Below are 15,347 nucleotides of genomic sequence, written 5' to 3'. Positions count from 1 at the left end.
AGCTTCAGTATTTCCTCATTCCAGGTGGCTGCCCGTGTGGCACCGCCGTCCGACAGGAGGCCACATGGCACAGGACGACAATCGCACCAAGGCGCTGAACGCGGCGCTGTCCCAGATCGAGCGCCAGTTCGGCAAGGGCGCCGTCATGCGCATGGGCGATGCCCCACGTGTGGCCATGCCGTCGATCTCCACCGGCTCGCTCGGGTTGGATGTTGCACTCGGTATCGGTGGTCTGCCGCTTGGCCGTGTAGTGGAAATCTATGGTCCGGAATCTTCAGGCAAGACGACTCTGACACTGTCCGTCATCGCTCAGGCGCAGAAGCAGGGCAAGGTATGTGCCTTTATCGATGCTGAGCACGCACTGGATCCGTCCTATGCCGAGAAGCTGGGCGTCAATCTGGACGAGATGCTGGTCTCTCAGCCGGATACTGGTGAACAGGCGCTAGAAATTGTCGACATGCTGGTGCGCTCTGGCGGTGTTGACGTCATCATCGTCGATTCGGTCGCAGCTCTGACGCCGCGCGCCGAAATCGAAGGCGAGATGGGCGATTCTCACGTTGGTCTGCAGGCACGTTTGATGTCTCAGGCGCTGCGTAAGGTCACCGGCCACATCAAGAATGCCAACTGCATGGTGGTGTTCATCAATCAGATCCGCATGAAGATCGGTGTGATGTTCGGTAGCCCGGAAACCACGACTGGCGGTAATGCACTGAAGTTCTACGCCAGTGTGCGTCTGGATATCCGCCGCACGGGTTCCGTGAAGTCGGGCGACGAAGTGACGGGTAATGAGACCCGCGTCAAGGTCGTCAAGAACAAGGTTGCTCCTCCGTTCCGGCAGGCCGAGTTCCAGATTCTTTATGGCAAGGGTATCTATCATGCCGGTGAGGTGATTGACCTGGGCGTGCAGTGTGGCCTGGTCGGCAAGGCTGGTGCCTGGTATAGCTATCAGGGCAGCAAAATTGGCCAGGGCAAGGCCAACTCTGCGCAGTACCTGGAAGACAACCCCGCGATCATGGAAGAGATTGAAACCCAGATCCGCGCCCAGTTGCTTGCAGCGCCAGAGACCAAGGAAGACCCGAAAGAGGCTGCGGCTGCCGTCGCCGAGAGCGAAGACGACCTCGATCTCGACTAAGCACTTTTGGTGAGCGCTTGAAGTGCTCCAGCACGGAGGTACGGTACTCACGATGCCTTCTGTGCTATATCAGCGCCTGCCCCGATTTTCGGAGGCGGGCGCTGTGCGTTTGAATGCATCAGATTTCCCCCTCGCTCAGGACTGAATAGGTGCGATCATGCACGACGACAATGAAGACATGGCAGGGCCCGAGTACCAGTCGCTGGATTCGGGCGAGGCAAGCCCTTACCGGCGTGCACGCAGTGATGCCATCGCTCGGTTGGCGCGCCGGGAACACAGTCGTCGTGAGTTATACGACTACCTGAAAGGCCGTGACTATCTCAAGCCCGCCAGCGTAGCGACGGAGATTGCTGATGACGGCGAAGAAACGCCGGAGCTGGATGTAGAGCTTTTGATCGATGAAGTGCTCGAGCGCATGGCGGAAGAGGGATTGCAGTCAGATGCCCGCTTTGCGGCCAGTTTCCTACGTACGCGTGTGCTCAGAGGGCAAGGGCCGCGGCGTATCCAGCAGGAACTTCGTCAGCGTGGTGTCGATAATGACACCCTGAACGCCGTGATGCGTGAAGCCTGTGACCCTGCGCCGGATGTCTTTGGACATGTTGATGTGGTGGATTTCTTTGAACTGGCCAGCGAGACGCTCGCGCGTCGCTTCTCTTCTGCGGGCGAAGGACAGAAAGAACGCGCACGACGCGAGCGCTTTCTTCTCCAGCGTGGCTTCGATTATGAGCAGTTGCGTTATGCCATGTCTTCAGCCTGGAGCGACGAAGGAGAGGAGTAATGCTGCTTCTGCCAAGGGTTGTTCGCCAATGGCTATCTCCAGGAGAGTACCCATCAGTCGCTACCCAGAACGAGGAAAGCAGGCCTTCAAGCGATTTACCCCCCTTTAGCTTGCGCGAACAGGCGTTATACTAGGTCGTCTTGCGACGGCACGGGGCAGGCGCCTTCTTTCATGCTTTTCATTGCACCTCCATGCATACCCACATGGATGAACATGCTGAAACCATGCGGAAGTCATGCAGAAGACCCCCGAAGCGTCTTTACGCACATCGCTACGGAACCTCTATGAAAAGCGCAGAAATCAGAAACGCCTTCCTGACCTATTACGCGAACCATGGTCATACCATTGTGCCCTCCAGCTCGCTGGTGCCGCACAACGATGCGACTCTGCTGTTTACCAACGCAGGCATGGTGCCCTTCAAGGACGTCTTTCTTGGACGTGATCCGCGTGGTTATACGCGCGCCACCTCGGCGCAGCGCTGCGTGCGCGCCGGTGGCAAGCACAATGATCTGGATAATGTCGGTTATACCGCCCGTCACCACACCTTCTTCGAAATGTTAGGCAACTTCAGCTTCGGCGACTATTTCAAGCGTGAAGCCATTCAGTTTGCCTGGAAGTTCTTGACCGAAGAGCTCGGCCTGCCGAAAGAGAAGCTGTGGGTTACCGTGCATGTCAGTGATGACGAAGCACGTGATATCTGGTTCAACGAGATGGGTATTGATCAGGCGCGTTTCTCGCGTCTCGACGAAGATAACTTCTGGCAGATGGGCGATACCGGTCCGTGTGGCCCGTCTTCCGAGATCTTCTTTGATCACGGTGAAGACGTCGCAGGTGGCCCGCCGGGCAGCCCCGATGAAGACGGTGATCGCTACATCGAGATCTGGAATCTGGTCTTCATGCAGTTTGATCGTGATGCTGAGGGCAATCTCAATCCGTTGCCCAAACCGTCCATCGACACTGGCATGGGTCTGGAGCGCGTAGCGGCTGTAATGCAAGGCGTGCACTCCAATTACGAGATCGATCTGTTCCAGAACTTGCTGGCCGCCGCCGCTGAAATCATCGGGCACGACAATACTGCTACGCCGTCATTGCGCGTGGTCGCTGATCACATTCGCTCGTGCGCCTTCCTGGTTACTGATGGGGTGTTGCCGTCCAATGAAGGGCGTGGCTATGTGCTGCGTCGTATCATTCGCCGCGCCGTGCGCCACGGCCACAAGCTGGGTGCGCGTGGTAGCTTCTTCCATAAGCTGGTGGCTGCGCTGGATGCTGAGATGGGGGAAGCCTATCCGGAGTTGCGCGCCGCCCGTGCCCAGATCGAGCGTGTCTTGCTCAAGGAAGAAGAGCAGTTCGCACGCACGCTGGAACACGGTATGAAGCTGCTTGAAGAGGCTATCGCGAGTCTTGAGAGTAATACACTCGACGGCGATACCATCTTCAAGCTCTATGATACCTACGGCTTCCCGTACGATCTGACGGCAGACATCTGCCGTGAGCGAGAACTGGTGCTCGACGAGGCTGGCTTCCATGCTGCGCTCGACGCGCAACGTGTCCGTGCGCGGGCCGCGAGTAATTTCGGTGGTGACTACTCTGCCAAGCTGGAGCTGGACGGCGAGACTGCCTTCACTGGCTATGATCAGCTGGACGGTGAAGCCTCCGTCACGGCGCTGTTTGATGCGGAAGGCAATGCCGTTGAGCAGCTCGATGCCGACGCCAAGGGCATCGTGGTACTCGACACCACGCCGTTCTATGGCGAGTCGGGCGGCCAGGCTGGCGATACCGGCTATCTGCATCTGGACAGCGGCCGTTTCCAGGTTAGCGACACTCAGAAGCAGACGGGCCATCACCTGCATCATGGTGTGTTGGTCGAAGGCTCGCTCAAGGTTGGCGATCATGTGCGTCCGCAGGTGGACGCTGAATTGCGTGCCGCTTCCGTGCGTAACCACTCTGCGACTCACCTGCTGCACGAAGCCCTGCGTCAGGTGTTGGGCGAGCATGTTCAGCAAAAGGGTTCGCTTGTGACGGCAGAGCGTCTGCGCTTCGATTTCAGTCACTCCGAAGCGGTGACGACTAAGCAGCTGGCCGAGATTGAGCGTATCGTCAATGCACAGATTCTGGTCAATGCCGCGACGCAGATCGAGTTCATGACACTGGATGAGGCCAAGGCGCGTGGCGCTGCGGCGTTGTTCGATGCCAAGTATGGTGAAGAAGTTCGTGTGCTGACTATCGGTGCGGATGCCTTCTCGATTGAGCTGTGCGGTGGTACTCACGTTCAGCGCACGGGTGATATCGGTCAGATGCATATCGTCGCTGAAACTGGTATCGCTGCTGGCGTACGTCGTATCGAAGCCATCACTGGCCGCGCTGCGCGCAATTTCCTCCTTGAGCAGGAAGCGACGCTGACGCGTCTTGGCGAGCGCCTCAAAGCCAAGCCGGAGCAGGTCGAAGAGCGCGTTACTAGCCTGCTGGAGCGCAATCGCGGTCTCGAGAAAGAGCTTGAGCGCCTCAAGGCCAAGCTAGCCTCTGCCTCTGCCAGCGATATGCTTGGCGATATCGCTGAAGTTCAGGGGCTCAAGGTGTTGGCCAAGCAGGTCGAAGGCGTCTCCGGTAAGGAGCTGCGCGGCTTGATGGATGATCTGAAGTCAAAGCTGGGCTCCGGCATTCTCGTGCTCGGTGTGGCTGATGGCGATAAGGTCAGCCTGATCGCAGGTGTTACCGATGATCTGACATCACGCGTCAAAGCCGGTGATCTGGTACGCCACGTTGCCGAGCAAGTGGGTGGCAAAGGTGGCGGTCGTGCTGACATGGCGCAGGCCGGTGGTAGTGATGCAGTCTCATTGCCCGGTGCACTGGCAGGTGTGCCAGCCTGGGTAGACGCTCAGCTGGGCTAACGTAACAAGATGAAGGCCGGGCTTCTTACGAGGAGACCCGGCCTCTTTTTGGGCTCGCATGCAGGTCATGCGAGGCAACGCAAACGGACACGGAAAACGGAAACGCACATGGCGCTATACGTTCAAAAGTTCGGAGGCACCTCGGTCGGCTCAGTCGAGCGGATCAAGGCCGTCGCCGAGAAGGTCAAGCGGTTCCGCGATGAAGGACATCAGATAGTCGTGGTTGTCTCTGCCATGAGCGGCGAGACCAATCGACTGATCGGTCTCGCCAGCGAGATCAATGATGATCCGACGCCGCGCGAAATGGATATGTTGGTCTCTACCGGCGAGCAGGTGACAATTTCCCTGTTGGCCATGGCGCTGCAGAAAATAGGGGTCGCCGCGACCTCCTATACTGGTGCCCAGGTTGGCATTCGCACGGACAGTGCCCATACAAAGGCGCGTATCCAGCACATCGATACCGATGATCTGCGTGCCGACCTCGACGGTGGCAAGGTTGTCGTGGTGGCAGGCTTCCAGGGTGTTGATGATGACGGCAATATCACGACACTCGGTCGTGGCGGCTCTGATACCACGGGTGTTGCGCTGGCCGCCGCACTCAAGGCTGATGAGTGCCAGATCTACACTGATGTGGACGGTGTCTACACGACCGACCCACGTGTGTGCTCCAAGGCGCGTCGTCTGGAAACGGTGACGGTCGAGGAAATGCTGGAAATGGCGAGCCTGGGCTCAAAGATTCTGCAGATCCGTGCGGTAGAGTTCGCTGGCAAGTACAACGTCCCCCTGCGTGTCCTGTCCTCCTTCGAGGATGGCCCGGGTACCCTGATCGTCGCTGAGGAAGAAGACAACATGGAAGAACCGCTGATCTCCGGCATCGCCTTCAACGTCAATGAAGCCAAGCTGACCCTACTCAACACACCGGATATTCCGGGGGTGGCCTCCAAGATTCTGGGCCCGATTGCTGATTCCAACATCGAAATCGATATGATCGTCCAGAACGTTTCTCCGGATGGCAATACGACTGATTTCTCCTTCACCGTCGCCAAAAGCGACTTCAAGACGACCCAGCGTATTCTGACCGAGACGGTCATCCCATCGGTTGGCGGTGGAGAGCTACGCGCTGATGACAACATTGCCAAGGTCTCACTGGTCGGTGTTGGCATGCGCTCTCATGCGGGTGTAGCTTCCAAGATGTTCCGAGTATTGGCAGAAGAGGGCATCAATATCCGCATGGTGTCTACTTCCGAAATCAAGATTTCTGTTTTGATTGATGAGAAGTTCATGGAGCTGGCAGTACGCTCTCTGCACACTGCCTTTGGTTTGGATGCAGAGTCTGTCAGCGACGAAACGGCCTAGCCGTTTCGTCCGGTATCTCGTGTGGCGCCCCGGTGGGTTTAGATAAAAGCTATTGTTATCAACATTTTAATTATGATCTGTTGAGATAGTGGTTGCTCGATACTCGGGAAGCTATCGGAGCACTAGGAATCGAATGAATGCCGCCCGATTCATCATTCTTCCCTTCCAAGGGAGATGAGTGGTGGGTCGGGCGCTTTCATTCAACGAGCTTATCGGTTGTGATGAGAGAGTGGCATTGGCCGTCGGAGCACGCATAACGCATAATCCGGACCTCATGCTTAGCGGTGCTCGGCTCGTCCCGTCGTTCGCCGTCCATATCCCGTTGCAGTCCAAGCCGTATGAATTACTGACAAGGAGATCAGTCATGCTCATCCTGACCCGTAGAGTGGGTGAAACGCTGATGATCGGTGATGACATCACCGTTACCGTTCTAGGTGTGAAAGGTAATCAGGTGCGTATCGGTGTGAACGCTCCCAAGGAAGTTGCCGTTCATCGCGAAGAAATCTATCAGCGTATTCAGCGCGAGAAAGAAGATAATGGTGACACCATCGCCTGAAGGCGTGATGCACCTGATAGCTGCACAGGCCAGATGTAGTGCAAACACGAACGCCAGCCATTTTGTCCCCATGGCTGGCGTTCGTGTTCTTGTCTTTGAAGGTGCGGATGCGTCGAGTACGATGCCATGCGTGTCTTTTGGATGACGCCTGATCTCAAGTCGGTGTTCCGTAAGGGAAAAAGATGGAATTTTTCGTGTCAGAGGGGGAGACAGTCGGCTTCTGGTCGGGTAATATGCTCGCTCCCTCGAACGAGACACGACGACAGGCATGCCATCGTCTTGATTTGGTTCATGCGGGGAGATTGCTCAGGCTAGCGCAGCCCTGAGCCTGTGGTTGATTAGGTATGAGATGCTTGGCATCGAAGCTAAAAAATTGACGCAGAGGCTAGACAAAGCCTAATCAAATGAGTAAGATATGCGCCGTACCTGATGAGGAGAGGTGGCCGAGTGGCTGAAGGCGCTCCCCTGCTAAGGGAGTATAGGGTTTATAGCCCTATCGAGGGTTCGAATCCCTCTCTCTCCACCATTAGGTACAAATGCAGTAAGATGCGCCCTTAGCTCAGCTGGATAGAGTACCTGACTACGAATCAGGCGGTCGGAGGTTCGAATCCTCCAGGGCGCACCATTGCACTAGGCAAGAGAAAGTCCTGTTGAATCTCATTGAGAGACTCAGGCCACAAGTTTAAAGGTTTAAGCGCCCTTAGCTCAGCTGGATAGAGTACCTGACTACGAATCAGGCGGTCGGAGGTTCGAATCCTCCAGGGCGCACCAATTGAAAAACCCGTCTCGATGAGACGGGTTTTTCTTTGTCTGCAAGAAAAGTCTATTCACTTCTACATCCTGCCTATTCATCGGTGGGTGATTGCTATGGGCGCCCTTTTCACAAGGGCGCCTTTTTTGTGATTGCTCCAACCAGTGCTGAATATCTTCAGTAAAAGAGAGGGTAGAGCGTCGTATCCATCACGCGAATGTGATTTCGGATTCTGGCTCAGGCATCCGCGTGACAGATGTCAGTAAACTAGGTGCTAGTGTCAGCGCTGTACCAGCGACAAGGCCTGAGAAGAATTCTGCGCGTCCTTTATGGCGCTTGATGGCCTGGAAGCGCGCTTCTGCCTCAGAGTTGCCACTCTGGCGCATCATGTTCATCCACTGTTTGAGCAATGGCACCATGACCTTGTCCGGCAGATGCGCGCAGCGTTCGGCGTGTGCCAGCAGCACCTGGGCTCGTTGTGTCCAGTTCGTCTCAGGTAGCCGTTCGCCTGTGGCCTGCCAGTGTTTGATACGCGCGGCGAGAAAGGGGTCTGCCAATGCAGCACGGCCTAGCATCACATCACGACAACCAGACAGGGAGCGTGCGCGCCAATAACAGTGCATGTCCCAGATATCCCCATTGGCGACGACCGGAATCGATAGCTCTGAGGTGATCTTCCCGATCCACTCCCAGTGTGCTGGAGGACGATAACCCTCCTGTTTGGTACGGCCATGCACGACCAGTTGTGTTGCCCCCCCGGCCTGGGCGGCCTGGGCACAGGCGAGAGCGAGGCGGCGATCATTGAAGCCAAGGCGAATCTTGGCTGTGACCGGTACGCCGGTGTCCTTGAGGGCATCACGAACCCCTTCTACTGCGCGGAATACACGCTCAGGTGAGCGCAACAATGCCGCGCCGCCATCATGGCGGTTGACGGTCTTGGCGGGGCAGCCGAAATTGATATCGACGCTCGGGGCACCCAATCGCGCGGCAACACTGGCATTGATTCCCAGTGCAACCGGATCGGCGCCTAGCAGTTGCAAAGCAACAGGCGTCTCGTGAAGCGTGCGAGCGGTATGCGTTTGCGACGCCTCAAGCAGCTCTGGGCAGATACGCTTGAATACCCGAGGCGGTAACTTGACGTGAGTCACGCGAACGAACTCCGTCACGCACCAGTCATAGCCGCCAATGCCAGTCAGGCATTCGCGCGTGATGTCATCAATTACGCCTTCCATTGGCGCGATACCGATGCGGCCGGCCCGCGCGAAGGCTTGTGAGGTCAACGATGGTGTCATTGCAATTGCCGTGGAATCAGGCACTTTAGAGCGACCAACAAGCGTTTAATGCTACTGCATGAGCGCACCGACAGGGGCTGCCGGCGGATAGCTGTGTCCGTCTTGTATCGCCTATCGATGGCACGTACGACCAGTCAGGTATGTACGGCAAGGCTGTTCAATAACTAGACAGCTCGACAATAAGACAGTATCGAGGGCACTGGCATGCAAGAGAATGATCTGCTCGGTGAAGGCTTGAACCTGATGGTGTTCGGGATGGGGTTCGTATTCGTGTTTCTGAGTCTGCTGGTCGTCGCCATGATGGCGATGTCCAGGCTGGTAGGCCGTTTCGCGCCTGAACCAGCCCCTGCCGCGCCGCGCGCGAGCAAGGCACCTGCAGCAACGATGGAAGCGGATGATGGTGAACTGACCGCTGTCATGACTGCCGCTATCCATCGCTTCCGCCAAGATCGCAATAGACACTAGCGACCTGGGTGGATTCAGGCAGGTAGGCCCGACGATTCTATCATGGGCTGATCGACGGGGCAGGTGTTCTCCCTTGCCCACCTATTGAGCAGCATGTCCGCCAAGGCTGGCATGCTGCTGTGGTCGAATTTGATATCTACAGTAAAAGAACAAGGGATCACTCATGGATAAGCAACCGCTGGGCATTACGGATGTTGTACTGCGCGACGCGCATCAGTCATTGCTGGCCACACGCATGCGGCTCGATGACATGCTGCCGATTGCCGCCAAACTGGATGACGTCGGTTTCTGGTCTCTTGAAAGCTGGGGAGGCGCCACCTTTGATGCCTGTATTCGCTATCTGGGAGAAGACCCCTGGGCGCGTATTCGCGCGCTGAAAGAGGCAATGCCGAAGACTCAGCAACAAATGCTGCTACGTGCACAGAACCTGCTTGGCTATCGTCACTATGCCGATGATGTGGTGGATACCTTCGTCGCGCGTGCGGCGACCAGTGGTGTTGATGTATTCCGTGTCTTCGATGCGATGAATGATCCGCGTAACCTGGAACGCCCTCTGAAGGCAGTGCTTGATCAAGGCAAGCATGCCCAAGGCACTATTTCTTATACCGTCAGCCCGGTGCATACGTTGGAGATGTGGGTCGAGTTGGCACAGAAGATTGAGTCGATGGGTGCCCAATCGCTGGCGATCAAGGATATGGCTGGCCTGTTGACGCCTTACACCGCTTTTGAGTTGGTCTCGCGCCTCAAGGCGAGTCTGTCGATTCCGATTCATATGCAGTGTCACGCCACGACCGGCCTGTCGACGGCTACCGCGCTCAAGGCGATTGAGGCTGGCATTGATAACGTCGATACCTCGATTTCTTCCATGTCGATGACCTACGGCCACAGTCCGACGGAATCCGTGGTCGCGATGCTGGCAGGTACCGAGCGTGATACCGGACTTGACCTTGAGAAGCTTGAGGACATCGCGGGTTACTTCCGCGAGGTGCGCAAGAAGTACGCCGCCTTTGAAGGCAGTCTCAAGGGCATCGACTCGCGCATTCTGATCGCGCAGGTACCGGGTGGCATGCTCACCAACATGGAAAGCCAGCTTAAGGAGCAGGGCGCTGGTGACAAGATGGATGCCGTTCTCGCCGAAATTCCACGTGTACGCAAGGATCTGGGCTATATCCCATTGGTCACGCCGACTTCACAGATCGTTGGCACCCAGTCGGTGATGAACGTGATGATGGGCGAGCGCTACAAGTCAATCTCCAAGGAGGTTCAGGCGTTGCTCAAGGGGGAGTATGGTGCGGCGCCGGCGGCCTATGACAGTGAGTTGCAGCAACGAGTACTCGACGGCGCTGAGCCGATCACCTGTCGTCCCGCTGATAATCTGACGCCCGAGATGGAGCGCCTGCGTACAGAGCTCAAGGCCAAGGCCACCGAAGAGGGCATTACGCTGGAAGGCGGTGAGCGCGAGACCGATGATGTGTTGACCTATGCACTGTTTCCGCAGATTGGTCTCAAGTTCTTGCGTAATCGTGGTAATCCGGATGCTTTTGAACCCGCTCCGCAGGCACCGGGTGAGGTCGCGGTTCCGGCAGTGGCATCTGCCCCGACTCCTGGCGCAGCGGTCAGTGGTCCGCAGACCTACACCTTGAACGTCAACGGCAAGCAGTACGTGGTCGAAGTTGCTGAGGGAGGGGATATCACTCAGGTACAGGCGAGTGGCGCGGCAACGACTCCTGCGACAGCACCGACTATACCGACATCCTCGGGTGAGCCGGTCAATGCACCGTTGGCGGGTAATATCTTCAAGGTCAATGTCAGTGTCGGAGACAGCGTAGCCGAGGGTGATGTGGTCATCATTCTTGAGGCAATGAAGATGGAAACCGAAATTCGCGCTCACCAGGCCGGCACCGTCTCCAAGGTGCAGGTCAAGGAAGGCGACAGTGTCAGTGTCGGCGACGCCCTGATCACCCTGTAAGCCGGTGTGTCCGGCCCGCAGGTAATATGCGGGCCGGATCGTGATGTTCATCTGCAAGGCGACACGACATGGACAAGATACTTAACCTCTGGCATGGATCGGGGCTCTATAACATGAGCTTCGGCCAGCTGGCGATGATCGTCATTGGGCTGCTATTGCTGTTCCTGGCGATTCGCAAGAACTTCGAGCCATTGCTGTTGGTACCGATCGGTTTCGGCGGCATCCTGGCCAATATTCCTGAGGCAGGGCTGGCGCTATCGGCTGCTGAGCAGGCAGCGCATCTGGGCAAGCCTGAACTGATCAGTGCGATGGCTCAGGCGCTTAACGTCAATATCTCAAGCCTACCGATGGATGAGGCGCGTCACGTAGTTGAGAAGGCACTGCATGGCGAAGTGCCGATGGTACTCAAGCAGCTGGCCAGTAACATGGCGCTGGATGCCGGTTTCAATAATGGCATGCTCTATAGTTTCTATAACGTCTCGATCGCTTCCGGCATCGCACCGCTGGTGATCTTCATGGGGGTTGGCGCGATGACGGACTTCGGCCCGTTGCTCGCCAATCCCAAAACGCTGTTTCTCGGTGCGGCAGCGCAGTTCGGCATTTTTGCGACGCTGTTAGGTGCTGTCGCGTTGACGTCGGTGGGCGTGATGGATTTCAGCCTGCAGCAATCGGCTGCCATTGGCATCATCGGTGGGGCAGACGGCCCGACATCCATCTATGTGGCGAGCCTGTTGGCGCCCGAGCTGCTGGGAGCGATTGCCGTCGCGTCCTACTCCTACATGGCACTGGTGCCGATGATTCAGCCACCGATCATGCGTGCGCTGACCACGGCCAAGGAACGCAGCCTGGTCATGACGCAGCTGCGGCCGGTCTCAAAGGTCGAGAAGATCCTGTTCCCGCTGGTGCTGCTGATTCTGGTTGCGATGCTATTGCCGGATGCCGCGCCGCTGCTGGGCATGTTCTGCTTCGGCAACCTGATGCGTGAGTGTGGAGTGGTGGAGCGTCTGTCGGATACCGCACAGAATGCCTTGATCAACATCACCACTATCTTCCTCGGGCTATCGGTCGGCTCCAAGTTGCAGGCTGACAAGTTTCTCGCGGTCGAGACGCTGGGGATCCTGGCACTGGGCGTCGTCGCCTTCGGGATCGGCACTGCCTGTGGTGTCTTGATGGCCAAGCTGATGAACAAGGTCTCGAAGACCCCGATCAATCCATTGATCGGCTCGGCAGGTGTCTCGGCAGTGCCGATGGCGGCGCGAGTCTCGAACAAGGTGGGTCTTGAGTACAATCCGCATAACTTCCTGCTGATGCATGCGATGGGGCCGAATGTGGCGGGTGTCATCGGCTCAGCGGTCGCGGCAGGGGTGATGATCAAGTATCTAGGCTGATCGGCACGCCTTGCTTCATCTCGCGGTAGCAATAGAAACGCCCGTCATGGGGAACCATGGCGGGCGTTTTGCTTTGTTGCGTTCGGGCAAACACTACAACAGAAGTCAGCCAGCGTCGTGACGCGGCGTTGCAGGATGTGCTGCCTGATGCTGGCGGGTATCAGGGTCGCGAATGGCTTGCCATAGGGCAAGAAATGCCGCGCGATCGACGCGTGGGCTAGGTAGGCGTTGGCTGGCGTCTAGCGACACCCATTCTCCGGCTGACGTCTCACGCGCCAATGCGAAGCTGAACGGGTGGTAGCCAGGTGAGCCGAGTCGGGTATCAGTAACGGCTAGCATCACGCCTCCAGTGTCAGTTGTCTCACGCGACGCACGCAGGAAGGGAGCCGCAAACCAGCGCAGGCGCTGGCCATCATCTATGCCTGCAACAGCGGCATCCAGCGCTGGTTGGCGTGGGAAGTCACGGCGTGCCAAGCGATTCAGCCGAGCGTCGGAGTCAAATACACTGACTAACCATTCGTGGTCTGCTTGCGGAGTGACAATACTGACACGCCATAGCAGGCTATTGAACGGTGTCGGTTGGATCATGCGTGGCGCATCACTGAAACCTTGCCGCGCAAGCACCGGTGTCATGCGAATATCTACCCAGTTCTTGGCGGTCAGTCCCCAGCCCAGATAGAGGCTCGACAGCACCAGACCCACGCTCAACAGGTGCCCTGCTCGACCACGGATGGCAACCCACACACCGGTAATCAGCAGCGGCAGGGTATAGAGCGGATCGATGATGAATACGCTAGCGAGACTGATCGGTCGACTGGGCCATGGCCACAGCAACTGGGTGCCATAGGTCGTGAAGGCATCCAGTAGCGGATGCGTGATGAGGCACAGGACGCAATAGACGATAAGTCGACTACGCCCCAATACCAACAATCGTGGTCGTCGCGAAAGCCCCCAGCCGAGGACCAGTCCTACTAGGCTCAAGATGAGCAATGAGTGGCTGAAACCACGATGATGAGTGTAGTTGGCCACGGCGTCGCCGTAGTTGATAAATACATCGAGGTCGGGAACGGTGCCGAGTACTGCGCCGCCGAGTAGGGCGTAACGCAGCGCAGTCCCGCAGCGCTCCTTGGGCAGGCGGCGAATGGCGGGTGCCATGACGGCGCCGCCGACGACAGCTCCGAGGCAGACCTGAGTAAGGGAGTCCATGCTCGTCTACCTATGCAGCGTGAGAGAGAGGTGTGAGGTACTGCGTAATGGATGGTTCAACAGCGTCAGGCATCGCCGTGGATGATCTCAAGAGCGCCGGTATCGGCCCAGCGTGGTTTCGCGGCCAGCACACGCGACTGCACCGGACAGTCATCGCGGTGACAGCCGGGCAGGTAGCCACAACTCATCAAGAGTTCATTGACGATCTCGGGGCCTGTGAAGCGGAAGGTACGCTTGAACAGCTTGACCCAGGCAGGCAATGGCTGCGGGTGATGAGCATCCAGCCATTTTATGAAACTGCCATGTGTTTCCTTGAGGCCCATCACAACACCGGCGTTATGAATGACGGCGTTGACCTTGAGGCGATTACGGATAATGCCGGCATTGGCTAGCAGGCGCGCGCGATTTTCATCGTCATAGGCTGCGATACGCGCGATGTCGTAATCCTCAAACGCTTTGCGGAAGGCCTCGCGCTTCTTGAGTACTGTCAGCCATGACAGCCCCGCCTGATTGATTTCCAGCACGAAGCGCTCGAACAGTACCTGGTCATCACTGACCGGAAAGCCGTACTCGTGATCGTGGTACGGCCCGTGAAACGGATGTTCCGGAGCGTTCTCACAATAAGTGCTGGCGGTAACGGGCGCTGCCATCAGTCCTCCTGTGCCGCAAAGCGGCCGCTGCCAAGGAAGACGACGGCCAGGCCTGTCGCGAGATAGAAGCCCTGCAACTCCAGTGCCCATCCGCCAGATGACGACAGACTGATCAGCTGGCTCATGTGTGCAATGGCAAAGGCGAACAGCATGTTGCCTACCACGATGAGTCCTGCCACGCGTGATTGATAGCCGAGTATCAGCATGATGGGCGCGATTATCTCACCAATATAGACGCCATACGCCACCACGCCGGGGATGCCCATGCCTTCCAGCTGCTGAGCAATCCAGCTCAAGGTGCCCCCATCGCCCAATAGCTTCGATAGGCCATGAAACAGCAGTAGTACGCCTAGTGTCAGGCGCAGGATCAGCTTGCCAAGATCATCGTTTTCAAGAAATTGCACGTCAGAGCTCCTTGCTCGGTAATTATCAGAAAAGAAAGCCTGCCTCAGGCATTGGGGTCATCTACCAGCAGGCGCGAAAAGCGTACGATTTCCGCATTACGATTGGACCAGCCCAGCCGCTCCCAAAAGCGGTGTGCCTGATGATTATCGTGCAGGGTATCGAGATGTACCTTATCGATTCCTTCGCGAGACAGTGCCTCAAGGCAGCGGTCCACCAGCGTTCGTGCGATGCCCTGACTTTGCGCCTGTGGCGCTGTCATGACGTGTTGCAGATACCCACGCTTACCATCATGACCTGACATTGCGCAGCCGACCAGTTGATCGCCGTCAAAGGCCAGGTGGCTCATGCCGGGATTACGGTTCAAATAGCGCGCGACGGCGGCGTACTCGTCTGCCTTGCGGATCACCACCCCCGTGGTGGCCTTCATCATGTTCATGAAAGCCGGATGATCGGCGGGTGTCATGGCGCGAAAGGTGACGGAGAGCATCGGTAGACCTGTTGAGAAGGGTGA

General features: G+C 57.3%; 13 protein-coding genes and 3 tRNA genes. 11 read left to right on the top strand and 5 right to left on the bottom strand.

Going from position 1 to position 15,347, the window contains the following annotated elements; genetic code table 11:
- Nucleotides 1-64 precede the first annotated feature (64 nt).
- The 8 genes from recA (at nucleotide 65) to CFN46_RS12330 (ending at nucleotide 7,481) form a co-directional block, all read left to right on the top strand.
- Complete coding sequence (recA, locus tag CFN46_RS12365) at nucleotides 65-1,132, top strand: recombinase RecA (RefSeq protein WP_024951795.1); 1,068 nt, start codon at nucleotides 65-67, stop codon at nucleotides 1,130-1,132.
- 157 nt (nucleotides 1,133-1,289) lie between these two features.
- The gene (locus tag CFN46_RS12360; protein ID WP_246116599.1) at nucleotides 1,290-1,910 is read left to right on the top strand and encodes a regulatory protein RecX; all 621 of its coding nucleotides are present in this window, start codon (nucleotides 1,290-1,292) and stop codon (nucleotides 1,908-1,910) included.
- A 284-nt stretch (nucleotides 1,911-2,194) separates the two neighbouring features.
- On the top strand, nucleotides 2,195-4,798 hold the full coding sequence (gene alaS, locus CFN46_RS12355) for an alanine--tRNA ligase (RefSeq protein WP_024951793.1): 2,604 nt from the start codon (nucleotides 2,195-2,197) through the stop codon (nucleotides 4,796-4,798).
- A 108-nt stretch (nucleotides 4,799-4,906) separates the two neighbouring features.
- Nucleotides 4,907-6,154 carry an aspartate kinase gene (locus CFN46_RS12350; RefSeq protein WP_024951792.1) on the top strand — a complete coding sequence of 416 codons (1,248 nt, stop codon included), beginning with the start codon at nucleotides 4,907-4,909 and terminating at the stop codon, nucleotides 6,152-6,154.
- Nucleotides 6,155-6,518: 364 nt separating this feature from the next.
- Nucleotides 6,519-6,710, top strand: a complete 192-nt coding sequence (csrA, locus tag CFN46_RS12345) for a carbon storage regulator CsrA (protein WP_024951791.1) — start codon at nucleotides 6,519-6,521, stop codon at nucleotides 6,708-6,710.
- A 433-nt stretch (nucleotides 6,711-7,143) separates the two neighbouring features.
- Nucleotides 7,144-7,236 (top strand) — tRNA-Ser (locus CFN46_RS12340).
- A 22-nt stretch (nucleotides 7,237-7,258) separates the two neighbouring features.
- Nucleotides 7,259-7,335: transfer RNA gene (locus tag CFN46_RS12335), tRNA-Arg, on the top strand.
- Nucleotides 7,336-7,404: 69 nt separating this feature from the next.
- Nucleotides 7,405-7,481: transfer RNA gene (locus tag CFN46_RS12330), tRNA-Arg, on the top strand.
- Nucleotides 7,482-7,670: 189 nt separating this feature from the next.
- On the opposite strand, the gene CFN46_RS12325 is transcribed toward CFN46_RS12330, so the two are convergent.
- Complete coding sequence (locus CFN46_RS12325; protein WP_246116600.1) at nucleotides 7,671-8,753, bottom strand: tRNA-dihydrouridine synthase; 1,083 nt, start codon at nucleotides 8,751-8,753, stop codon at nucleotides 7,671-7,673.
- Between the two features lie 204 nt (nucleotides 8,754-8,957).
- On the opposite strand from CFN46_RS12325, the gene CFN46_RS12320 reads away from it, so the two are divergent.
- The 3 genes from CFN46_RS12320 to CFN46_RS12310 all read left to right on the top strand — a co-directional run bounded on the left by CFN46_RS12320 (nucleotide 8,958) and on the right by CFN46_RS12310 (nucleotide 12,575).
- Nucleotides 8,958-9,218, top strand: a complete 261-nt coding sequence (locus CFN46_RS12320) for an OadG family protein (RefSeq protein WP_088743689.1) — start codon at nucleotides 8,958-8,960, stop codon at nucleotides 9,216-9,218.
- A 163-nt stretch (nucleotides 9,219-9,381) separates the two neighbouring features.
- Entirely contained in the window at nucleotides 9,382-11,187 is a 1,806-nt protein-coding gene (gene oadA / locus CFN46_RS12315) for a sodium-extruding oxaloacetate decarboxylase subunit alpha (protein WP_024951788.1), read from the top strand.
- 68 nt (nucleotides 11,188-11,255) lie between these two features.
- Nucleotides 11,256-12,575: a sodium ion-translocating decarboxylase subunit beta gene (locus tag CFN46_RS12310; RefSeq protein ID WP_088743688.1), complete on the top strand. Its 1,320-nt coding sequence runs from the start codon at nucleotides 11,256-11,258 to the stop codon at nucleotides 12,573-12,575.
- A 105-nt stretch (nucleotides 12,576-12,680) separates the two neighbouring features.
- Here CFN46_RS12310 and CFN46_RS12305 read toward each other — a convergent pair whose 3' ends face one another.
- From CFN46_RS12305 to CFN46_RS12290, 4 genes are all read right to left on the bottom strand, one after another.
- Complete coding sequence (locus tag CFN46_RS12305; RefSeq protein WP_088743687.1) at nucleotides 12,681-13,781, bottom strand: metal-dependent hydrolase; 1,101 nt, start codon at nucleotides 13,779-13,781, stop codon at nucleotides 12,681-12,683.
- A 65-nt stretch (nucleotides 13,782-13,846) separates the two neighbouring features.
- On the bottom strand, nucleotides 13,847-14,431 hold the full coding sequence (locus CFN46_RS12300; protein ID WP_024951786.1) for a DNA-3-methyladenine glycosylase I: 585 nt from the start codon (nucleotides 14,429-14,431) through the stop codon (nucleotides 13,847-13,849).
- Entirely contained in the window at nucleotides 14,431-14,835 is a 405-nt protein-coding gene (locus CFN46_RS12295) for a DoxX family protein (RefSeq protein WP_088743686.1), read from the bottom strand. Before CFN46_RS12295 ends, CFN46_RS12300 begins: the two co-directional genes overlap by 1 nt.
- Nucleotides 14,836-14,879: 44 nt before the next feature.
- Nucleotides 14,880-15,323: a GNAT family N-acetyltransferase gene (locus tag CFN46_RS12290; RefSeq protein WP_217897823.1), complete on the bottom strand. Its 444-nt coding sequence runs from the start codon at nucleotides 15,321-15,323 to the stop codon at nucleotides 14,880-14,882.
- Between the last annotated feature and the right edge of the window lie 24 nt (nucleotides 15,324-15,347).

Origin of the sequence: Cobetia sp. QF-1 (assembly GCF_002213105.1) — a bacterium.
Taxonomy (GTDB): domain Bacteria; phylum Pseudomonadota; class Gammaproteobacteria; order Pseudomonadales; family Halomonadaceae; genus Cobetia; species Cobetia crustatorum.
The sequence above is the reverse complement of the archived record's forward strand: the minus strand, read 5'-3'. Positions and strand labels throughout refer to the sequence as shown.